We start from the raw sequence: 22,027 nt of genomic DNA, 5'->3' as shown, positions 1-22,027 counted from the left end.
AATAATTTTTACTTTAAATGATTCATTGTCATTTTGTCATTCTTTGAGAATTGGTACTTTTTTTGAATTTTAGGACTACAAATAAAATTTGAATTAAAAAGAAAATATATGGCAAAAGGAAATATTAATGTATCGGTAGAAAATATTTTTCCTCTGATTAAGAAGTTTTTATATAGTGACCACGAAATATTTTTACGCGAACTGGTCTCAAATGCTACAGATGCTACTTTAAAGTTAAAACATTTAACCAATATAGGAGAAGCTAAAGTAGAATATGGTAATCCTATGATTGAAATAAAGATCGATAAAGAGAATAAAACTCTTCATATTATCGATCAGGGAATTGGTATGACCGAAGAAGAAGTGCAGAAATATATAAATGAAGTGGCTTTTTCCGGAGCAGAAGATTTTATTTCTAAACATAAAGATGCAGAAAAAGAGGGAATCATCGGACATTTCGGATTAGGTTTTTATTCCTCTTTTATGGTAGCAGATAAAGTTGAAATTATTACTAAATCCTACACAGACACTCCAGCGGTTCGTTGGTCTTGTGATGGCAGTCCACAGTTTGATTTAGGACCTTCAGATAAAACAGATCGAGGAACGGAAATCATACTTCACATTGCAGAAGATTCTGTGGAATTTTTAGAAGAATATAAAATCCGCGAACTTTTATTAAAATACAATCGGTTTATGCCGGTTCCTATAAAATTCGGAACTAAAGAAGAAACTTTGCCTTTACCTGAAGGAGCTGATAAAGACGCTAAACCGGAAAAAGTAACTGTAGATAATATTATTAATAATCCTAATCCTGCATGGACTAAATCTCCTTCTGAGTTAAAAGATGAAGATTATAAAGCCTTTTACCATGAGCTGTATCCTATGCAGTTTGATGAGCCACTGTTTTATATTCATCTAAATGTAGATTATCCATTTCACCTAACCGGTATTTTATTCTTCCCTAAATTAGGAAATAATATAAACATTGAGAAAGATAAAATTCAATTATACCAAAATCAAGTATTTGTTACAGATGAAGTTAAAGGTATTGTTCCAGATTTTTTAATGCTTCTAAGAGGCGTTATAGATTCTCCTGATATTCCATTGAATGTATCCAGGTCTTACTTGCAGGCAGACGGAGCTGTGAAGAAGATATCTTCCTATATCACGAAGAAAGTAGCAGACAAAATGGTTTCATTAATGAATGAAAACCGCGAAGATTATGAGAAAAAATGGAACGATATAAAAGTAGTTATTGAATATGGAATGATATCTGAAGATAAATTCTTCGAAAAATCAGATAAATTTGCTTTATATCCTACTGTAGACGGAGTGTATTATACTTTTGATGAACTAAAAGATAAAATCAAAAATAATCAAACCGATAAAGAGGGAAAATTGGTTATTCTTTATGCTTCAAATATTAATGAACAAGATCAATATATTCAAACCGCTAAAAGTAAAGGGTATGAAGTTCTTCTTTTAGATTCACCTATTGTTCCTCATTTAATACAAAAGTTGGAAACTTCTAAGGAAAATATCTCTTTTGTGCGTGTTGATGCTGACCATATAAACAATTTGATCAAAAAAGAAGAAGAAACCACTTCTATTCTTTCTGAAGATGAAAAAGAAGCATTAAAAAAAGAATTAGAGGAAACTATAGACTCTAAAACCTACACTATAGCATTGGAAAATTTAGGAAGAGATGATGCTCCGTTTATGTTAACCCAACCGGAATTTATGAGACGTATGAAAGATATGCAACAAACCGGAGGAGGAATGTATGGAATGATGGGTAATTTTCCTGAAATGTATAATCTGGTAGTAAATACTAATAGCCCTTTAGCCTCTGAAATTTTATCTAAAGAAGACAAGACAGATAAAGCTCAAATTATAAAACAAGCATTAGATTTGGCTAAACTTTCGCAAAATATATTAAAAGGAAAAGATTTGACTGATTTTATTAAGCGAAGCTTTGAAATGATTAAATAATTTTAAATAAAAAATACTAACAAAAGCCGCTTTTTCAAGCGGCTTTTGTTTATATATAAGGTAAAATATTTATATTATTAAATTAATTTATCTAATTACATAAGTTTAATTCTCCCCCATTTTATTCTTTTCTTAAAAACATTCATATCTTCATATCCCCTTATATCCATGCGATTTATTGTCATGCTATTTCTAAAAGGAAAAAGAGCAATTCTATTCCCAACTCTAAAAGCATAATTTATTCCATATTTTTTTAATAAGGAAAAAAAAGCTTTTTGTTCTTTACCTTTTTTTCTGTAATATCCACCATAGGTATAGGATAAAGCCGGAAATAGTGAAAGATTGTTTTCTTGCACAACTGAAGTACATAATTCTAAATCTTTTTTAATTTCTTCCAAAGAAAGTTGTTCGTAATTATCATGCTTATAAGTATGGTAAGCAAATTGTATATGAGGACCACAACTTTTTATTTGTTGAATGGTCATTAATTTCCTTTCTTTTACAACATACTTGCCTGCCCAATCCATATTTTTACCTAACTTACCTAAAACTAGAAAACAAACAGCCTTAAAACCATATTCTTTCAATAGAGGAAAAGCTTCTTGATAATTATCTAAAAATCCATCATCAAAAGTGATAAGCAAAGCTTTGGGGGGAATAGTGCCATTTTCTATATCTGTAAAATTTATTGTGTTATATCCTTTCTCTTTATAATAATTTAGCTGCTCAATAAATTTCTTTTTTGTAATTGTTATTTGATCTTCAAATTGGTTAGTAGATATTGAATGATACATAACCACTCTAATTTTCTTTTTATATGTTATAATTTTAAACTGATAATTGAAGAAAACAATTATAGTAAATAAAATAAATAAAAATATAATTATTATCATAAAATTTATTTTTAATTTTTCAATATTTTTAATATAATAATATATAACATTAATTATCTTTATGTAAAGTTAATTATATTTGAATATGGGTTTTAAAAATAATGAAAAAAATTTTACACATTACTTCTATTAAAGAACTTAGAGGTGGGGATATTCAGATGTTAAATGTTATTAAACAATTTAAAAATCAAAAAAAATTTGAAAATATTGTTTTAGTTCGAAAAAATGCAGTAATTATTTCAGATTTAATTAAGGAAAAAATTCCTTATTACGAAGTTCCCAGAGCTAACAATTTTGATCTGAGGTTCGTATATAAAATTATAAAACTCGTAAAAAAATTATCAATAGATATTATTCATGTTCATGATTCTACAGCTCTTACATTTACATTAGCCTCTTCTTATTTTCTTCCTAAAAGGGTAATGATTATCTATTCTAGAAAAAGTAATAATATAATTAAAAATAAAAAATTGAATCATTGGAAATATAATCATAAAAGAATTTCAAAAATTATTTGCGTTACAAAGATTATCGAAAAAGTAATGGGAAATTCTATTGAAGATCAATCTAAGTTGATTACCATATATGATGGAATTTCCCTTACAGAGCAATCCGCTGCTCTTCCTTTAGAAAGTATTTATAAAAAAAGTAATGAAAACGAAATTTTAATAGGTACTTTTGCAAGCCTTACTAAGGCAAAAGATTTATTTACTTTTATAGATACTGCTAAAAAAATTCTTATTTATTATTCTAATACGCATTTTCTTATTTTTGGTGATGGTGAATTAAAAGATGATTTAAAAAAATATTCCAAAGAGATAGGAATAGAAAATCATATTCACTTTTTAGGTTTTGTGAATCATGCTTCTCAATATTTAAATTATTTAAATATATATTTAATAACTTCAATCAGAGAGGGAATTCCTCTATCTCTTTTTGAAGCATTCTACAAAAAAGTTCCTGTAGTAAGTACCAACGTTTCAAGTATACCGGAAATAATCGTAGATGGTGAAACTGGGATGTTATGTGAGGTTAAAGATAGTAATAGTTTGGCTTCTAAAACCATACAATTATTGAATAATCCGGAATTATGCAAAAAAATTACCACTAATGCAAATAATCTGATAAAAGAAAAATTTACCCTTGATATTGTTTATAAAAATTATTATGCCTTTTATAAAAATTTGATAAAAAATTGATTATTTACGCATTACATTTCCCTACCTATAATTTATTAAAAAAGCAAATAATGTTATTTAATTTTAACATATAAACATAATTGAACAAATTTGTATTCTTTAGCTAATCCAAACAAACTACTATAATTTTATTTCGTTGCATAATTATTTAGATAATTTCTATTAATATCGAAATTACTTATGTTTGAACTGAAAATAAAAAGTTACAAAAAAATATATATCAAAAAACTATATTTTTTTACATTTCTTTTTCAAAATACTCAAAAAGAATGTCAGCTCTTTTTTTCCCTATCAATTCTTCTAATTCTTTTTTAGTAGACTTTTTTATGCCCTGTACAGATTTAAAATGAGTAAGTAAAAGTTGTATCGTTTTTTCTCCAATTCCGGATATGGTATCTAATTCGGTTGTAAAAGTCTTTTTACTTCTTCTATTTCGATGACGTGTAATCCCATATCTGTGTGATTCATCTCTTACTTTTTGCAAAACTTTTAGTGTTTCAGAAGTTTTATCTAAATACAAAGGAATAGAATCGTGAGGAAAATAAATTTCCTCTAAACGTTTTGCTATACCTATAATAGGAATTTTACCAGCTAAACCTAAATTTTCTAGAGATTTATATGCCGAACTCAGCTGTCCTTTTCCCCCATCAATAAGTATTAATTGGGGTAATTCATTTCCTTCTCTTAATTGCCTACTGTATCTTCGTTGTATAACTTCTTCCATTGTAGCAAAATCATTGGGACCTTCAACTGTTTTAACATTAAAAATTCTATATTCCCCTTTACTGGGTTTACCATTCCTAAATACTACACAAGCAGACACAGGATTAGTTCCCTGAATGTTAGAATTATCAAAACCTTCAATTAAACGGGGCTCTTTAGGCAGATGCAAAAGGTTTTTCATTTCTGCCATAATTCTATTAGTATGTCTTTCCGGATCTGTTATTTTTACCTGTTTAAGTTTTTCTAGCCTATATTCTTTTGCATTTTTTTCTGATAAATCTAATATTTTTCTTTTATCTCCAATTTTAGGAACAAAAAGTTTTACCCCAGGTATCTCTAAATCAATAAAAAAAGGAATATAGATTTCTTTTGAAAATGATTTAAATTTTTCTCTGATTTCTATAATTGATTTTTCAAGAATTTCATCCTCAGTTTCTTCTAATTTTTTCTTTATTTCTGTTGTATAAGATTGAATTATCCTTCCTCTAACTATTTTAAAAAAGTTTACATAAGCTGCAGATTCATCTGAAATAATGCTAAAGACATCTACTTCTGATATGGTTGGAGAAATTACAGTAGATTTAGCTTGATATTTTTCTAATAATTCTAGCTTTTCTTTAATAAATTGGGCTTTTTCAAACTCTGTTTTCTCTGCATATTCCATCATTTTCATTTTAAGTGAAGAAAGAGGCTCTGAAAAATTTCCTTTTATTATTTCGCGAATTTCCTTTATATTTTCATTATAATCTTCTAAAGTCTGATATCCTTCACAAGGACCTAAACAATTATGAATGTGATATTCTAAACAAACCGTATATTTATTTGACTGTATTTTTTCTTGTGTTAAATCTAATTTACATGTTCTGAGCGGGTAAATACTTTTTATAAGTTCTAAAAGAGTACGTGCTATAAGGACAGAGCTATAAGGTCCAAAATACTCAGATCCATCATAAATAAGTTTACGGGTTAGAAAAATACGAGAAAAGGGTTCATTTTTAATACATATCCAAGGATAAGACTTATCATCTTTTAAACGAATATTATATTTGGGTTGAAATTCTTTTATTAGATTATTTTCCAGTAATAAAGCATCAAATTCAGTATCAACTATTGTAGTTTTTATATTTTTAATTTTAGAAACTAAAAGTCGTGTTTTTCCATTATGTTCTTTATTGAAATAAGAATGTACTCTTTTATGTAAATTTTTTGCTTTTCCAACATATATAATTTCTCCTTTATCATCAAAAAACTGATAGACTCCCGGCTTGTTAGGCAATATTTTAAGCTGAAGCTCTAAAGACATAATTTTAAAATCAATATTTGTATATTTTTTAATCTTTCTTTTCTTCCGTTTTTTTCTTTTCTTCTGAATCTTTTTTTTCTTTGGCTGTTTTCTTTTTTCTTCCAATAATTTCTTTAATATTATTAAAAGATTTTTTATACACAATTCCTCCTCCATAAGCCTGATTATTGGCTCCTGAATTGCTTAAAACAGAAGTTTCTAAACCGAAAGTTGAAGGCTTGGAAAAACCACTAATTATAAGGGATTTATCTGCATTCTTAGAAATATCATAATCAATTTTTGCTCCATAAGTCCAAACATCAGCGGCACTTTTTTGTTCTAATGGCATATTTACAGATCCTACAATAGATAATCTATTATTTAACTTAAAAGTTGGATCTAATGATATTCTGTCACTTGTATTTCCAATACGAGAACCTGCATTAAAATTAGCATCTAAGGAAAAAACTCCGCTTATGTTATTTATTACGGAAGTAAGTTGTTTTAATACAATATCATAAGCTGATGAAGCATAATTACTTCCGCCCATATTATCAGAAAGAAAACTACCAAACATAACAATTGCTGCAACTTGATTTAGTTTTTCTCCTTCATTATTATTTAATTTAGTTTTCAATTGGTCTTTTACATTTATTGCTCCGTCAACATCTATATCAAAGTCAATTTTAGGTTTAGATAAATATCCTGATAAAATTGCTTTAACAATAACATTGGTAGCTGGTACAGTAGAGGTACCTAAATACTCACCAATATTACTCACATTTCTTGAATAAGTAGCTGTTATATTTAAATTGGCATCTGTGGGGCCTCTTCCATCCCAAATAATGGTACTCTCAGGAACAATTGTAAAATCTTTGTTAACAAACATTTGATAGTAATATTTACTATCACCTTTTATTGTATATGTTCCTTCCATTGTAATTCTTCCTACCGAAGACAAATTAAATTTTAATTTTTCTGCATCTCCCCTTACTTCTATTCTATCTCCGGTCTCCTGATTTATAATTAAATTTACAACCGAATTCTGATCTGCTGTTACCTCGGCATTAATAGATAATCCTAATGGGGGTTTTACCTCATTTTCTTCTTCATCTTCTTTAATCTTTTGGGGCAAAAATTTAATAAAACTTATATCTGTCGCATTAGTAGTACTACTACTATTAATAGTAAGATTACTTCCTGCCAGAGCCCTAGCCTTAGCCGAAATCCGTATTTCTTTCGTGGTTGTTCCATTTATAGAAAAATCACCAGAAGCATAAACATTTCCATAAAATAAGTCATTATCTTTAGCCGTAGTATTTAAAACCAATAAATTATTGGTTGTAAAATCTAAACTTATCCCCCATTCTTGGAAATTCTTGGTTTCCAAAACCCCATATACTGTTCCTTTGGTTTTGGTTTTGGTATCCATTAATTCTATATTATTGAAGAAAAACCTTCCATCGGAAATTTGTAGATCCTGATCTTGAGTCAATTGGTAGTCTACTCCTAAAAAGTTAACTGTAAATCCCACCTGACTTAATGTTAACATTCCCTGATAAACAGGACTGGTTAAATTACCGGTAATATGCACATCACCGGTAGCTTCTCCTCTAAATTTAGAAAATATTCCTTGTAAAAAGGTTCCTATAGGAGCAATATTCATTTTATTGGGTATAAGTTCTACATCTAATTGTGAAGGTTTTCCCGGTTCATTTTTAATAAAACCTTTCGCTAAAAAACGTTCTTCTCCTGAATCTAATAAACGGGCATTTAGTAAATATTTATCATCATTAGCACTATAAGTAGCAGCCATTGTTAAATTTCCTAATACTTTATTATTAAATTTCAATTCATCTATATTTAAATCTATGAGAGGTTTAACTTCTTGAGAAGTTTTATATATTTTAGCTGAACCATTAGCTATCCCTTCGATAGACATATCTTTAAGTATACTTTGAGGTATAATTTTAGCTAATTCAACATCATTTAAATCTATATTAAAATTATAATTATTTTTAGATATATAATCGCCTGATAATTTAATTTCTGATTCTTCTGATTTAAACTGAATATTTTCTAAGGTAAGCTTATTAGTTATCACATTATAATGGGCTATAGCCTCATTAGGTTCAAAATCAGGATTTAAGGTCCATTGTCCTTTATTTAAATCTATCTTAGATGGGCTAAATCCAAAAATCAGCTCATTCCCTACTCTTGTCTGATACAAATTTAAGTCAAAATGAGTTTGTTGATCCTTATATTTCCCATATGCGAAATTAGTAGATGCAAATAACGAATCATGCTTCTTATATCCTGATAAATTAATATTATCAAAACTATTTCTATTAATTTTGAATGAAGCCATAGACCCTTTAAATTGTCTTAAGGTATCTGCTGTATTTATAAAAATATTAGGTGAAATAAGTTTAAAATTTTTGTAATAAATATACTCGGAAATCAATTGAACCTGTAGTTGATTGCTTTTCCCGATATAATTACCCGTTATAGTAGTTCCCGGTGATATATCTACTCCCAACATTAAGATATCAAATAAAGATTTTTGTACATCAAAAATAAAAGAAAACTCCTGATTGTCAAATCGCTTTTTAGGCCTGTAATTAACTAGTAAATTTCCGACACCGTTTTTTAGCATTTCCGGTACATCATTTAATTTATATTTACCATAAATATTAGCCATAATCATATTAGGCGAAAAAATATCAAAATTCCTGTTTCCATTATCTGAAGTAGTCTTAATTTGAAAATTTTCAACATAATTAATAGAATCATTATGTATTAAAGTAACATTATTCAGATTAATTTCTCCAATTAAGTCATCTATATTATTAAACTGAATATCAGTATTTATATAACCTTTTAGAATAGTATTTTTATCGACTAAAGAAGTAAAATAATTTAGGTCTAAATTATGAATATTGGTTTCAAACTTCGTTATCTTTCTTTTATTTGAAAAATCGAATTGACCTTCTTTAATTTCTAAACTCATATGAGGATCTGCTACATTTAAACTTCCTTTAAATAATTGACGATTCAAATTTCCTACCGTTGAAATATTATTTATTATTTTTCCATTCAAAAATAATTGAGACAACTGAGCGTCAAAGCGTGTATCAATTTGATTTATATTAAATCCTTCGCCTTCAAATGATATTTTAGAAGTTATAGGACCTATAGTTGTACTTTTAGTAAATGGTGCCAAATTAAGATGAAATGTTTCTACATGCCCTTTATATTTAGGTGTTTTTGAAGAATATTCCCATAATTGCAAATCTGCTTCGACTTTTCCTATTGCACTAATCATATATCCTTTAGCTGATACAATATTTTTATTAATGGAAAAATCTCCTTTATAATTTGTTGTACCAAAGTTTGTAATTAATTGAGGAATTTTAACAGAAATAAATTTAGGTAACCATGTACGTAATGAATTATAAGAGGTTTGTAATGTAGCTTCTTTGGTAATTATAGAAAAAGACCGAATCTTATCTTTAGTAACTAAATCTTTCAATATAAGACTTGGAGCTGAAAAAAAAGTTTTATCTGAAGAAAATATTGAATTAGATAATTGTAAATTATTTAAAGTTCCATGTGCTTTAGAAGAAAGATTCATTACTGCATCTGTTTGCCAACCTTTTACAAAATATCGAATATCTTTACCCGAAATCTTACTATTATGCAACAAATCTAAATTCCATAGAACCTTATCTGAAAAGTTACTAAATCCATTCTTTTTAGAATAATTAAAATACAGAGTTCCTAACAATAAAGAAGAATCTGTTTCTAAAGTAAGATTTTTTAAAGCTAATTCGGTATCTGAATAATGAATATCTCCTGAAATTTGTTTAACTATGTAATTTTCATTATGTCTTTTTCCTTTAAATCTGAATTGATCTAAAGTAACATAAACATCAGAATCTATGATTTTAACTTTAGGAATTTTTAAATTTAATTCTTGTGTATCTAACCAAATTTGATCTATTTTGGGGAGGTTCTGATTTATAATTGACAATTGTCCGTTAATTAAATCAACCCTACCTTCTAATTTAAAAACTTCCTTAGATGGAGGTTTATCTGATTTAAACTTTTCAATAAAAAGAGAAAAATTATCTTTTTCTTCCCCTTTGTATGTGATTACTCTTACTACAGGTTCTTTGAGTCTTAACTGATCAATTTTAATATCATTTAAATTTTTAATTAAAGAAAGAGTGTTGGTAAAGGCTTTGAGTTCTTTTATTTTTATAAAATCAAAATTATGATGATCTTTTACTGCTACTTCATAAAAAATTAAATTCCCAAAATAATCCACATCAACTTTTTGAGCTGAAATCTGAGTTTTAAATTGTTGATTTAAAAAAGTTATTCCTCTTTGTGCTATTTTTTCCTTTACAGGCGGTAAATTAATAACCACAAATAAAGAAGTAAATAAAAAGAGTATGAAACAAAGAATATAAAATACACCTTTTAATAATCCGAAAAATAAATTTTTAATTTTTAACTTTGCCATAGAATGAAAACACCTATAATTTTAGGAATCGAATCTTCTTGTGATGATACTTCAGCGGCAATAATACATGGAAGAAAAATTCTTTCAAATATAGTGGCTACTCAAAAAGTACATGAAAATTACGGAGGTGTAGTTCCAGAACTAGCTTCAAGAGCACATCAACAAAACATAGTCCCGGTTGTACATCAAGCAATTTATAAAGCAAATATAAGCAAAAAACAAATAGATGCCATAGCTTTTACAAAAGGTCCCGGATTAGTAGGTTCTCTTCTTGTGGGAACTAGTTTTGCTAAGTCTTTATCTATGTCTTTAGATGTCCCACTCATTGAAGTAAATCATATGCAAGGACATATATTTGCTCATTTTATAGAAGATGCAAATAGATCACCTATAACATTTCCTTTTTTATGCCTTACAGTAAGTGGAGGTCATACTCAAATTGTTCAAGTTAATAATTACTTTGATATGATAATATTGGGAGAAACGTTAGATGATGCTGCCGGAGAAGCTTTTGATAAAATTGGAAAACTATTAGGTTTGAATTATCCTGCGGGTCCATTATTAGATAAGATTTCGCAAGAAGGAAATGAAAATAAATATTCTTTTCCTCTACCGAAATTAAATGGCATAAAATTTTCTTTTAGCGGCATAAAAACATCTGTGCTTTATTTTTTACAAAAAGAAATTAAAAAAAATTCAAACTTTATAAATGAGAATCTGAATGATTTATGTGCTTCTGTACAAAAAACAATTATTAAAGCTCTTATAAAAAAACTGAAAGAAGCTATTCACCTAACAGGAATTAAAAACATCGCAATTGCAGGTGGAGTATCAGCTAATTCAAAATTAAGAACAGAAGTATTAAAATTAAAAGAAAGTGATCATTGCAAAATATTCATTCCAAAACTTGAATATACAACCGACAATGCAGCAATGATTGCAATAGTTGGTAGTATAAAGTTTGAACATCAAAAATTTACAGATCTAAGTGCTTCTGCTAATGCTAGATATAAAATATAAAAACTCTTATAATTAGATTTTCTATATTTATATTTATTACACGTTTTAAGTACAAATTAATCAGCAAAAAATCTGAAAAAAACTTAATTTACCTATATTGAATAAATCTTCATTTACGAAAGTTATTATTTATCCAAATCTATTATTTTTTATTTAAATTGTAATTTTAGTTTCTATTAGTTTCGTTTAACCTGTCTTTTATCATGTAAAAACAAAAAAATATATTTTTTTGCTTTCGTTTTAGTAAGTATATTTGCTATATAAAATTTTTAAGTTAAAAACTAAAACCCAACAAAAAAACATGAACACACAAACATTAAATGAAGGTCCATTAGTTATTGCTATAGACTCATCTACCACTTCAACCAAGGCAATAATTGTAGATGCAAAAGGACATGTATTAGTAACCGCTAAAAGAAACATTCAATTGCACACTCCGGCTATGGACTTTTATGAACATAATCCGGCACGTTGGTGGGAAACGACCTATGAAACCATTGGAGAAGCTATTTCTAAATTATCTTCTACAGACAAAGAAAGAATTCAAGCAATTGGAATAACCCATCAAAGAGAAAGTTTTGCACCCTTTGATAAAGAAGGAAAGCCATTACGAAACGGTATTCTTTGGCTAGATAGTCGAGCCGCCAAACAAATAAATAAATACGGCTCCAAACACATACATGAACTTTCAGGAAAGCCCCCAGGAGTTACACCTGGAATTTATAAAATGGCATGGGTAAAAGAGAACGAACCTGAAATTTTTCAAAAAGCCTATAAAGTAGTAGAAGTGCATGGTTATATCGCATGGAATCTTACCGGGGAATGGGTGACATCTGTGGCTGCTGCAGATTCATTAGGATTATTAGACATCCAAAATTTTGATTATAGTGATGAACTATTAGAAATAGCAGGAGTAACAAGAGATCAAATGGCTAAATTAGTACCACCGGGTGAACCAATGGGTATGTTAAAAACCGAATTAGTATCCCAATGGAAACTTTCAAAATCAATTCCTGTAATTGCAGGTTTAGGAGATGGTCAAGCAGCAGGAATAGGAGCTGCGGCCGTAGCACCGGATATTGCATATTTAAATTTAGGAACAGCAGTTAATGCTGGAGTTGAAAGCCCTATCTATAAGTGTGATTCTGCATTTCGTACCCATGCTTCAGGAATAAAAGGCAATTATGTTTTTGAAGCTTTACAATCTTCCGGATCTTATTTGGCAGGATGGTTTAGACAATCACTTGGAGATCCGAAACTTCTAGGAGAACCCGATCCAAAACTGGATGAAGAAGCCTCTATGATTCCTCCCGGATGTGAAGGTTTAGTAACTCTTCCTTACTGGAATGCTGTTCAAAGTCCATATTGGGATGCTTTAGCACGAGGAGCTGTCGTAGGTTGGAGAGGTACTCACTCAAGAGCACATATGTATCGTTCTATTTTAGAATCTATCGGTTTTGAAATGAGACTAAATCTTGATACAATTGAAAAAGGAACAGGAGTTAAACTAACTTCCATTAGAGCTATGGGAGGAGGAACTCGCTCAAAATTATGGAGACAAATCATGGCTGATACCATTGGTATTCCTATTACTATATGTTTACAAGACGAAATTTCTGCTTTAGGAGCTGCCGTTTTAGCTATGGCTAGTACCAAAGTATATGGGAATAATGATGTTGCTTATACTGCCCAACAAATGGCTCATTTTGGCGATGTAATTGAACCTGATTTAAAGAAAACGGTAGTTTATAATGAAGTTGCTCAAGTACAACGAAACTTATATCCTCAATTAAAAGGAATATTTGAACAATTATACAACTTAGCGCAAAAATATCCAGGTCCAAAACCCGAATCACCTAAATCAGAAATTTAATGCACTAACTTTCCATCAATATTTATAATTAACATCATGAATACAAAAAATTACAATGATGGACCTCTAGTTATAGCTATAGATTCTTCTACTACTTCTACCAAAGCTATTATAGTAAATGCTTCCGGGCACGTAGTAGTAAGTGCTAAAAATTCAATTCAGCTTCATACACCTGCGATGGATTTTTATGAACATAATCCTATCCGTTGGTGGGAAACAACACGAGATAGCATTCAAGAGGCAGTTTCTCAACTATTACCTAAAGACCGTGAACGTATAGCAGCTATAGGTATCACGCACCAAAGAGAAAGTTTTGCCTGTTTTGATAAAAAAGGAAAACCTATTCGTAATGGTATTCTTTGGCTTGATGGAAGAGCTACTAAACAAATTAAACAATTTGGATCTAAACACATTCATAATCTTTCCGGTAAACCACCAGGAGAACCTCCTGCTATCTATAAATTAGCCTGGCTAAAAGAAAATGAACCCCAAACACTTGAAAAAGCTTATAAAATTGTAGATGTGCACGGGTATATAACATGGAATTTAACGGGAGAATGGGTTTCTTCAGAAGCTAGTGCAGATACCTTGGGGTTATTTGATATTCGTAATCGAAATTACAGTAGTGAACTCATGGACATTGCTGGAGTTAAAAGAGATCAAATGGCAGATCTTGTTCCTCCAGGGCAGATAATGGGGTTTTTAAAATCTGAATTAATTACAACCTGGGGTCTTTCAAAATCTATTCCGGTAATTGCCGGAGCAGGAGACGGCATGGCAGCAGGAATAGGAGCAGCTGCGGTTACTCCCGATATTGCATATTTAAATTTAGGCACAGCAGTAGTTGCCGGTGTACAAAGTTCTGAATATAAATATAACCCAGTATTTCGTAATTATGTAGCTGGAATACCCGGAAACTATATTTTTGAAGTAGTTCAACACTCTGGAGCATATCTTGCTGGATGGTTTCGTCAGGCATTAGGAGATCCCAAATTATTGGGTGAACCTGATATTCGATTGGATAAAGAAGCAGATATCATACCTCCTGGTTGTGAAGGTCTTATCACTTTACCCTACTGGAACGCAGTACAAAGTCCATATTGGGATGCCTTGGCGCGAGGTGCTGTCGTCGGATGGAGAGGTACTCACTCCAGAGCCCATATGTATCGTTCAATTCTAGAAGGTATTACCTATGAGGTAAAAATGAATCTGGAATTTTTACAAAAAGGAACCGGAGTTAATCTAACTTCATTACGAATTATGGGAGGAGGAACGCGTTCTGAATTATGGAGGCAAATGGTAACAGATATTACCGGTATACCTATAACAATATGTTTGGAAGATGAAATTTCAGCCTTAGGAGCGGCCATACAAGCTATGGCCAGCACCGGGGTATTTGGAAATAAAGATATCGCATATGCATCAAAACAAATGGCTCATTTTGGAAATACAATTGAACCTAATTTAGAAAGGCATGCAATCTATAATGAGGTAGGTGAAATTCAACGAAAACTTTATCCTCAGCTAAAAGATATTTTTACACAACTCCATAAATTAGCAGAAAAATATCCGGGTCCAAAACCTGAATCTCCTAAATCCGAACTATAGTTATATATCATAAATAAAAAATAATAAATAATTTAATAGATAAAAAAAATAAGAAAATGTCAATTATCACAATTTTAGGAGCTGGCGCAATGGGATCTGGCTTATGTACCCCAGTCCGTAATGCAGGATGGGAAGTAAGGCTTTGGGGTACATGGCTGGATGATCATTTAATCGACGCCTGCGAAGCAGGAAAGCCTCACCCTCGAACTAATGTTCCACTGGCTAAAGGAGTAAAGTTATTCCGAGCTGCCCAATTAGAAAAAGCTTTAGATGGGGCAGATGTAGTTGTTATGTCTGTTGCCTCTGTGGGAGTACCAAAAATTACAGAAATGGCGTTAGAGGGCATTTCCAAAGCAAAGGCATTGTGGCTTACCTCAAAAGGTTTCTGCCCAAATAATGAAGGAAAAATTCAGCTTCTTCCTGAAGCTATACGTACTATAGCTAAACAAAAAGGAATATCCCTCCCACCAATAGTTGCCATAGCTGGTCCTGTAAAGGCGAATGAATGCGCTGAGGGAAAACCTACAGCAACTATATTTGGCTGTAAAGATTTAGAAGTTTCACGTAAATATGCCAGAGAAGCAAGAACAGATGTTTATTGCATTGAAGCAACCGATGATGAGACTGGGGTTGAAATATGTGCTCCTATGAAAAATGTATATGCCATAGCTTTAGGAATTGCTGATGGATTAGAAGAAGGTACCGGATTTCCTCACCATAATCTTAAAGCAGCTACATTTAATAGAGCTGTAAAAGAAATGTCTTTATTAGGTCAGGCCCTTGGAGCTAAAGCAGAAACAGCTTTTGGTCTTCCAGGTGTAGGTGATTTGGAAGTAACAGGATTATCCGGAAGAAACAAAGTTTATGGCGTTAGAATTGGTAGAGGTGAAACAGCAAAAGATGCTCTCGCAGAAATGGATCGTTTGGAGCAAACTGTAGAAGGTGTTCCTGCTGCCGGATTAGCAAGTACTTTAGTTGAACAATCTGCTCCACAGCTTAAAGAAGAACTAACTTTATTAAAAGCTGTAAACGAAATTTTATCTGGAACAGAGAGACCGGTTGTTAAAGTAATATCTGATGCCGTACTTCCTAAAATGCCTTAAATAACTAATATTTTTTACTAGATAAAATGTTAAAAAAAGGATTTAATAAGAATTAAATCCTTTTTTTCATATTTAAATTTTATCTAATTATAAATATATCCCTTCGAAGCTTCTTTTCTTTTATCATTTTTTTTATCAAAAGACGGTTCTAAATCTTGATTATTTTTTGGTATTAATATATTATTACTTCCATGTATTAATGCATTATTATAATATTCTAGAGCTTTAGGCATAATTTGATTGAGCTTTGCTATTCTATTTTCTGGGTCCGGATGGGTTGATAAAAATTCGGGAGTAGTACTATTGCCTGTTTTTCTAATCATCCTTTCCCAAAAAATTGGGGCTTCTCTAGGATCATATCCTGCCATGGCCATTAAATACAATCCCATAGTATCTGCATCTGTCTCTTGTTTTCTTCCATATCTTAACAAAGTGATATCACTAGCTATTGGATAATAATCATTAATTACTTTTCTCAAAACCTGGTTGTCTGTTACTCCTCCTAACAATTGACCGCCTAATTCAGCTACACAAGTCTGCGAAATTTTTTCTGATCCATGTCCTGCTAAAGCATGAGCAATTTCATGTCCCAAAACTACCGCCAAACCTGTTTCATTTTTACAAACGTTCATAATACCTGTATATACTGCTACTTTTCCTCCAGGCATACACCATGCATTGATTGTTTTGGGATCATCTATTAACGTAAATTGCCATTGATACCCGTCTAAAACCGATTGTTTTCCTATGGACTTATAATAATTTTCTGCTGCTATTTTTATACGATTCCCCACTTCAGACACTTCTTTTGCTTGTTGTGTATTGGTAATAATTTTGCTTGAAGATAGAACATCTTTATACTGCTGAAATGAGGAGGGAAATATCTGGTCGTTTGAGATAAAACTTAATGATTTCCTTCCTGTTAAGGGATTAGTAGCGCATTTTATAAATAAAACTAATCCCAATAAAAATATAAATATCTTAATTATTTTCATGTTTAATGTTGTTATTGAAATTTATTATATGATAGATAGCAAATTTTTTAATTAATGTTATTAAATTTACCAAAAATTTTATTGTAATTAAAATCAAAAAATATGCCTTACTTATTTACCTCGGAATCTGTTTCCGAAGGTCACCCAGATAAAGTTGCAGATCAAATTTCTGATTCTATTTTGGATAATTTTTTAGCATTTGATTCTGATTCTAAGGTTGCTTGTGAAACTTTAGTAACAACCGGACAGGTTATATTAGCCGGAGAAATTAAATCCAATACTTATATAGATGTACAACATATTACTAGAGATATAATCAGAAAAATAGGATACACTAAAAGTGAATATAAATTTGAAGCTGAATCATGCGGAATTTTATCTGCCCTACATGAACAATCTCAAGATATAAATAGAGGAGTTGATAGGGAGAAGAAGGAAGATCAAGGTGCTGGAGACCAAGGAATGATGTTTGGTTATGCTACCAATGAAACAGACAATTATATGCCATTGGCTTTAGATATTTCTCATAGCATTTTAAAAGTATTGTCTAAAATAAGAAAAGAAGGAAATGTTATGACCTATCTTCGTCCTGATGCAAAAGCTCAGGTAACTATTGAGTACAGTGATGATAATAAACCAATTCGTATAGATACAATAGTTCTTTCTACCCAGCATGATAGTTTTGACAGCAATGAGGAAACTGTTCTGAATAAAATTGCAGCAGATGTTAAAAACATTGTAATTCCTGAAGTAAAAGCCGAATCTAAAGAAGAGATTAAGGCTTTGTTTGATGGTGATATTACATATCATATTAATCCTACCGGTAAATTTGAAATTGGAGGACCTCATGGAGATACTGGATTAACAGGTAGAAAAATTATTGTTGATACTTATGGGGGAAAAGGAGCCCACGGAGGTGGTGCTTTTTCTGGTAAAGATCCATCAAAAGTAGACCGTTCAGCTGCTTACGCAACTCGACACATTGCAAAAAATTTGGTAGCGGCTGGTGTTGCAGATGAAGTTTTGGTTCAAGTTTCTTATGCGATAGGTATTACAGAACCTTGTGGGGTTTATGTCAATACTTATGGAACTTCTAAAGTAAATTTTTCTGATGGAGAAATTGCTCAAAAAATTCAAAATCTTTTCGATTTGCGTCCCTATGCTATAGAAGAAAGATTAAAACTTAGAAACCCTATTTATACTGAAACAGCTGCTTATGGACATATGGGAAGAAAAAATGAAACTGTAGTAAAAAGATTTGAAAGAAACAAAGAAGGGGGAAATGTTGAAGTAAAAGAAATGGAAGTAGAATTATTTACATGGGAAAAATTAGATTATGTAGATTCCATTAAAAAAGTATTTAATATTTAATTTTATACTCATTTCATATGCCTAAGCTTTTAGCTATTGATTTTGGGGAAAAACGTACTGGTTTGGCTGAAACTGATGATATGCAGATTATTGCCAGTGGATTAGAAGGAATTATGACTCAGGATCTTCTTCCCTATTTAGAGAAATATTTAAGTACTAACAATGTAGATAAAATAATTATTGGATTACCTATAAGGTTAAATGGGGAATTATCGGAGGTTGAAAACTCAATTCAAAAATATATCACTAAAATTAACCATCAATTTCCAACTATCCCAATAGAAAGAGTAGATGAAAGATTTACTTCTAAAATTGCCGCAAATGCAATTAGTCAAAGTAGAAAAAATAAAAGAAAACGAGAAAATAAGCACTTACTAGATAAGGTAAGTGCTACATTAATTCTTCAAACTTATTTAGAAAAAAAATAAAATTATGATTTTACCCATATATGCTTATGGAGAGCCTGTTTTGAGAAAAAAGACAGTTGATATAGACAAAAATTATCCTGAGCTGGATCAATTAATTAAAAATATGTTTGATACCTTGTATGCATCTCACGGGATAGGTTTAGCTGCTCCCCAAATAGGTTTAAATATAAGACTTTTTATTATTGATGCCACTCCTTTAGCAGAAGATGAAGATTATCAAGATATTAAAGAGGATTTGGAAAATAATGGGCAAAAGATTTTTATAAATCCAAAAATTATAAAAAGAGAAGGGGAACTCTGGAAATTTAATGAAGGTTGTTTAAGTATTCCCGATATAAGAGAAGATATTAAAAGACCCGAAATAATAACCATTGAATATTATAATGAGAATTGGGTAAAAAAAACAGAAACTTTTAAAGATATTAGAGCACGAATCATTCAACATGAATATGACCATATTGAAGGAATTTTATTTACAGATTTATTATCTCCTTTAAAAAAGAAATTAATAAAAAGAAAGTTAGAAGATATTTCTAAAGGAAAAATACAGGTAGATTATAAAATTAAATTTCATTCTCGCTAAATTAAAAAACTAATAATAAATAAATCATAATATAATTAATTATAAAAAAATGGATCTTACAAGAATAATTGCTATTACCGGGAAACCCGGATTATTTGAATTAGCTTCTCAAACTAAGGGTGGATTTATTGTAAAAGATTTAGTTACTCAAAAGAAACTTTCAATTAACGCCAACAGCCAAGTAAGTTTATTACAAAATATATCAATTTATACAATTGAAACTGAAGTTTCTCTTATATCAGTTTTAGTAAACATTTCAAAAAAATACTCTTGCAAAGAAATCAATTTTTCTAAAAATGACCCTCAATCTCTTAGGAAAATGATGGCTGAAATTCAACCCGATTATGCTGAAGATAAAGTTTATGATTCTGATTTAAAAAAACTATTTAATTGGTATAATATTTTAATAAAAAACAATATTATTACAGAAGAAAGTATCCAAACTTATGAAAATTCATTAAAGGAAACTGAAGAAAAAGTGGGTGCTGAAAATGAAGAAGATAAAAAAACAAGTCCGAAAACAGAAACTTCAAAAACAAAATCTAGTAAAAATAAAACAGAAGAATAAAAAAATATCTATATTCAATAAATATATAGGCTGAATTAATCTCAGCCTTTTTTATTATTTTTAGTTTATGAATACAAAAGAAGAAAATCTACAAGCTTTTAGCAGATTATTAGATATAATGGATGAATTGAGGGAAAAATGCCCATGGGATAAAAAGCAAACCTTTCAATCTTTAAAAAATAATACTATTGAAGAAACTTATGAGCTTGCTGATGCCATAGAGAATAAACAAATAGAAGAAATAAAAAAAGAGTTAGGAGATCTAATGCTACATTTAGTATTTTACTCTAAAATAGCTTCAGAATCTCAATATTTTGATATAGGAGATGTTATACATGGAATCTGCGAGAAATTAATTTATCGTCATCCACATATTTATGGAGAAATTAAGGTTAAAGATGAAAATGAAGTAAAGCTTAATTGGGAAAAACTTAAACTGAAAGAAGGAAGAGAATCTATATTAGAAGGAGTACCCTCTGCCCTACCAGCCTTGGTTAAAGCCTTTAGAATTCAGGAAAAAGTGAAAGGCATAGGCTTTGAATTTGAACATGATTCACAAATTTTAGAAAAAATAAATGAAGAAATAAATGAGTTTAAAAAAGAACAGGATCCTATAAAAAAAGAAATTGAATTTGGTGATATATTATTTTCACTTATAAATTATGCCAGATATAATAATATTGACGCTGAAAATGCCTTAGAAAAAACAAATAGAAAATTTATATCTCGTTTTAGAAAAATGGAAAAAATTGCTAAAAACTCCAATTTGGATTTACCCTCTTTATCTACAGATGAAATGAATGAGTTATGGGAAAAGGCTAAATTAGAAAATTAGTGTATACATATTTATACAATTTATAATTAACAAAGCCCCCTTAAAGGGGGCTTCTCAGTTGTTCTAACATTCTCTACAACAACTCAAACACAAACCTATTATATTATTTATTTTTCATAAAAATATAAATTTTATACCATATATTGGTTAAATAAAACATGATTTATATCAATTTTATATTAAAATATTTTAATATAACTACTTTTTTATTTTAATAAAATAAAAATTGAATGTTAAACTATATTTCAAATAAATATTTACTTAATTATTAAATATTTAATTTTACATTTTATTTTAGTTGTACTATCATTTAGATTCTTACTTCTATCCCTATTTTTATCCCTTCCCCTATCTCTATTTTTATCTCTTTTAAAATCCCGGTTACGATCTCTATTGTTGTTCATAGCTCTACCTTTATTGATATCCTGATTATTATCTATATTTATAGTTTTGCTTTCGTCATAATTAATCGTTTCATTTGTTGTTTTTGTGAGTGAAATCATATTTTTAAATATATCCTTATTTTGTCCAATCTTTTTATAATTATTATTAAAAAAATTTAAATCTTTTTTTATTGCAGATTTATTTTTTTCTAGATATGTTAACGTATCTAATAATAAATAAGTAGATTCATCTTTAAAAATTTTATTATTATTTTCGCAAATAATAATTCCCTTGGAATCTATATTTATACTCCATTGATTAAATTTCAATAAATTGTCTTTAAAACTGCTATTTTCTTCAAGCTTAATTTTTTTTTCGGATAGAAAATTAAGTGTATCATTTTTCATTTGTGCTTTTATTTTTAAATTGATTAAATAAAACAATAAAAGACTTAGTGTAACAAGAAATATTTTTTTCATATTATTAAATTTTACACACAAAATTGAATTTTAATCTTAACATATGAAATCTAATATTCCCAATTAACTAACTATTATCTTGTTATTTAATAAATTCAATAAAAGTACTTGAATTAATAAAAATAAAAATATAATAAAAGGTTTTACGAATTAAAGACCTTAA

The 22,027-nt window shown here is 29.6% G+C and carries 16 protein-coding genes; 11 read left to right on the top strand and 5 right to left on the bottom strand.

The genetic code is table 11. The features are described from left to right. The first annotated feature begins 108 nt into the window (after positions 1–108). A complete protein-coding gene (htpG, locus tag C4S77_RS07510; RefSeq protein ID WP_105247019.1) occupies positions 109–1,992 on the top strand; it encodes a molecular chaperone HtpG in 1,884 nt (627 codons plus the stop codon). Between the two features lie 95 nt (positions 1,993–2,087). Here the strand turns inward: htpG and C4S77_RS07505 are convergent, their stop codons facing one another. After that, positions 2,088–2,786, bottom strand: a complete 699-nt coding sequence (locus tag C4S77_RS07505) for a polysaccharide deacetylase family protein (RefSeq protein WP_181042847.1) — start codon at positions 2,784–2,786, stop codon at positions 2,088–2,090. 200 nt (positions 2,787–2,986) lie between these two features. Here C4S77_RS07505 and C4S77_RS07500 point away from each other — a divergent pair, with 200 nt between their 5' ends. Continuing rightward, positions 2,987–4,084: a glycosyltransferase family 4 protein gene (locus C4S77_RS07500; protein ID WP_105194063.1), complete on the top strand. Its 1,098-nt coding sequence runs from the start codon at positions 2,987–2,989 to the stop codon at positions 4,082–4,084. A 238-nt stretch (positions 4,085–4,322) separates the two neighbouring features. Here C4S77_RS07500 and uvrC read toward each other — a convergent pair whose 3' ends face one another. Both uvrC and C4S77_RS07490 read right to left on the bottom strand, forming a co-directional pair. After that, positions 4,323–6,110 carry an excinuclease ABC subunit UvrC gene (gene uvrC, locus C4S77_RS07495; RefSeq protein ID WP_105247157.1) on the bottom strand — a complete coding sequence of 596 codons (1,788 nt, stop codon included), beginning with the start codon at positions 6,108–6,110 and terminating at the stop codon, positions 4,323–4,325. 28 nt (positions 6,111–6,138) lie between these two features. Continuing rightward, positions 6,139–10,617 carry a translocation/assembly module TamB domain-containing protein gene (locus C4S77_RS07490; protein WP_105247018.1) on the bottom strand — a complete coding sequence of 1,493 codons (4,479 nt, stop codon included), beginning with the start codon at positions 10,615–10,617 and terminating at the stop codon, positions 6,139–6,141. A gap of 3 nt (positions 10,618–10,620) precedes the next feature. Here C4S77_RS07490 and tsaD point away from each other — a divergent pair, with 3 nt between their 5' ends. The 4 genes from tsaD to C4S77_RS07470 all read left to right on the top strand — a co-directional run bounded on the left by tsaD (position 10,621) and on the right by C4S77_RS07470 (position 16,221). Continuing rightward, a complete protein-coding gene (gene tsaD / locus C4S77_RS07485) occupies positions 10,621–11,637 on the top strand; it encodes a tRNA (adenosine(37)-N6)-threonylcarbamoyltransferase complex transferase subunit TsaD (protein WP_105247017.1) in 1,017 nt (338 codons plus the stop codon). A gap of 301 nt (positions 11,638–11,938) precedes the next feature. Then, complete coding sequence (locus C4S77_RS07480; RefSeq protein ID WP_105194132.1) at positions 11,939–13,510, top strand: xylulokinase; 1,572 nt, start codon at positions 11,939–11,941, stop codon at positions 13,508–13,510. 36 nt (positions 13,511–13,546) lie between these two features. Then, positions 13,547–15,118: a xylulokinase gene (locus tag C4S77_RS07475; RefSeq protein WP_105247016.1), complete on the top strand. Its 1,572-nt coding sequence runs from the start codon at positions 13,547–13,549 to the stop codon at positions 15,116–15,118. 56 nt (positions 15,119–15,174) lie between these two features. Next, positions 15,175–16,221 (top strand): NAD(P)H-dependent glycerol-3-phosphate dehydrogenase, encoded by a 1,047-nt coding sequence (locus C4S77_RS07470; RefSeq protein WP_105247015.1) that lies wholly within the window; start codon positions 15,175–15,177, stop codon positions 16,219–16,221. Positions 16,222–16,304: 83 nt separating this feature from the next. On the opposite strand, the gene C4S77_RS07465 is transcribed toward C4S77_RS07470, so the two are convergent. Further along, positions 16,305–17,216 (bottom strand): M48 family metallopeptidase, encoded by a 912-nt coding sequence (locus C4S77_RS07465; protein WP_105247014.1) that lies wholly within the window; start codon positions 17,214–17,216, stop codon positions 16,305–16,307. A 102-nt stretch (positions 17,217–17,318) separates the two neighbouring features. Here C4S77_RS07465 and metK point away from each other — a divergent pair, with 102 nt between their 5' ends. The 5 genes from metK to mazG all read left to right on the top strand — a co-directional run bounded on the left by metK (position 17,319) and on the right by mazG (position 21,001). Then, the gene (metK, locus tag C4S77_RS07460; protein ID WP_105194057.1) at positions 17,319–18,587 is read left to right on the top strand and encodes a methionine adenosyltransferase; all 1,269 of its coding nucleotides are present in this window, start codon (positions 17,319–17,321) and stop codon (positions 18,585–18,587) included. Positions 18,588–18,604: 17 nt separating this feature from the next. Next, positions 18,605–19,015, top strand: coding sequence for a Holliday junction resolvase RuvX (gene ruvX / locus C4S77_RS07455; protein WP_105247013.1), 411 nt, complete (start codon positions 18,605–18,607; stop codon positions 19,013–19,015). A 4-nt stretch (positions 19,016–19,019) separates the two neighbouring features. After that, complete coding sequence (gene def / locus C4S77_RS07450) at positions 19,020–19,598, top strand: peptide deformylase (protein ID WP_105247012.1); 579 nt, start codon at positions 19,020–19,022, stop codon at positions 19,596–19,598. A gap of 49 nt (positions 19,599–19,647) precedes the next feature. Further along, positions 19,648–20,166, top strand: coding sequence for a DUF5606 family protein (locus C4S77_RS07445; RefSeq protein ID WP_181042846.1), 519 nt, complete (start codon positions 19,648–19,650; stop codon positions 20,164–20,166). Positions 20,167–20,233: 67 nt separating this feature from the next. Beyond that, positions 20,234–21,001 carry a nucleoside triphosphate pyrophosphohydrolase gene (mazG, locus tag C4S77_RS07440; RefSeq protein WP_105194054.1) on the top strand — a complete coding sequence of 256 codons (768 nt, stop codon included), beginning with the start codon at positions 20,234–20,236 and terminating at the stop codon, positions 20,999–21,001. Positions 21,002–21,258: 257 nt separating this feature from the next. Here mazG and C4S77_RS07435 read toward each other — a convergent pair whose 3' ends face one another. After that, positions 21,259–21,864 (bottom strand): hypothetical protein, encoded by a 606-nt coding sequence (locus C4S77_RS07435; RefSeq protein WP_105247011.1) that lies wholly within the window; start codon positions 21,862–21,864, stop codon positions 21,259–21,261. Positions 21,865–22,027 lie beyond the last annotated feature (163 nt).

The organism is Apibacter adventoris, assembly GCF_002964975.1.
Classification (GTDB): Bacteria; Bacteroidota; Bacteroidia; order Flavobacteriales; family Weeksellaceae; genus Apibacter; species Apibacter adventoris.
The sequence above is the reverse complement of the archived record's forward strand: the minus strand, read 5'-3'. Positions and strand labels throughout refer to the sequence as shown.

Excerpts from the sequence above, each read along its gene's own strand:
- C4S77_RS07480 (WP_105194132.1), top strand. The coding sequence starts at position 11,939 with ATGAACACACAAACATTAAATGAAGGTCCATTAGTTATTGCTATAGAC.
- C4S77_RS07500 (WP_105194063.1), top strand. The coding sequence starts at position 2,987 with ATGAAAAAAATTTTACACATTACTTCTATTAAAGAACTTAGAGGTGGG.
- def (WP_105247012.1), top strand. The coding sequence starts at position 19,020 with ATGATTTTACCCATATATGCTTATGGAGAGCCTGTTTTGAGAAAAAAG.
- C4S77_RS07505 (WP_181042847.1), bottom strand. The coding sequence starts at position 2,786 with ATGTATCATTCAATATCTACTAACCAATTTGAAGATCAAATAACAATT.
- ruvX (WP_105247013.1), top strand. The coding sequence starts at position 18,605 with ATGCCTAAGCTTTTAGCTATTGATTTTGGGGAAAAACGTACTGGTTTG.
- mazG (WP_105194054.1), top strand. The coding sequence starts at position 20,234 with ATGAATACAAAAGAAGAAAATCTACAAGCTTTTAGCAGATTATTAGAT.
- metK (WP_105194057.1), top strand. The coding sequence starts at position 17,319 with ATGCCTTACTTATTTACCTCGGAATCTGTTTCCGAAGGTCACCCAGAT.
- C4S77_RS07445 (WP_181042846.1), top strand. The coding sequence starts at position 19,648 with ATGGATCTTACAAGAATAATTGCTATTACCGGGAAACCCGGATTATTT.
- C4S77_RS07475 (WP_105247016.1), top strand. The coding sequence starts at position 13,547 with ATGAATACAAAAAATTACAATGATGGACCTCTAGTTATAGCTATAGAT.
- C4S77_RS07435 (WP_105247011.1), bottom strand. The coding sequence starts at position 21,864 with ATGAAAAAAATATTTCTTGTTACACTAAGTCTTTTATTGTTTTATTTA.
- tsaD (WP_105247017.1), top strand. The coding sequence starts at position 10,621 with ATGAAAACACCTATAATTTTAGGAATCGAATCTTCTTGTGATGATACT.
- htpG (WP_105247019.1), top strand. The coding sequence starts at position 109 with ATGGCAAAAGGAAATATTAATGTATCGGTAGAAAATATTTTTCCTCTG.
- C4S77_RS07465 (WP_105247014.1), bottom strand. The coding sequence starts at position 17,216 with ATGAAAATAATTAAGATATTTATATTTTTATTGGGATTAGTTTTATTT.
- C4S77_RS07490 (WP_105247018.1), bottom strand. The coding sequence starts at position 10,617 with ATGGCAAAGTTAAAAATTAAAAATTTATTTTTCGGATTATTAAAAGGT.
- uvrC (WP_105247157.1), bottom strand. The coding sequence starts at position 6,110 with ATGTCTTTAGAGCTTCAGCTTAAAATATTGCCTAACAAGCCGGGAGTC.
- C4S77_RS07470 (WP_105247015.1), top strand. The coding sequence starts at position 15,175 with ATGTCAATTATCACAATTTTAGGAGCTGGCGCAATGGGATCTGGCTTA.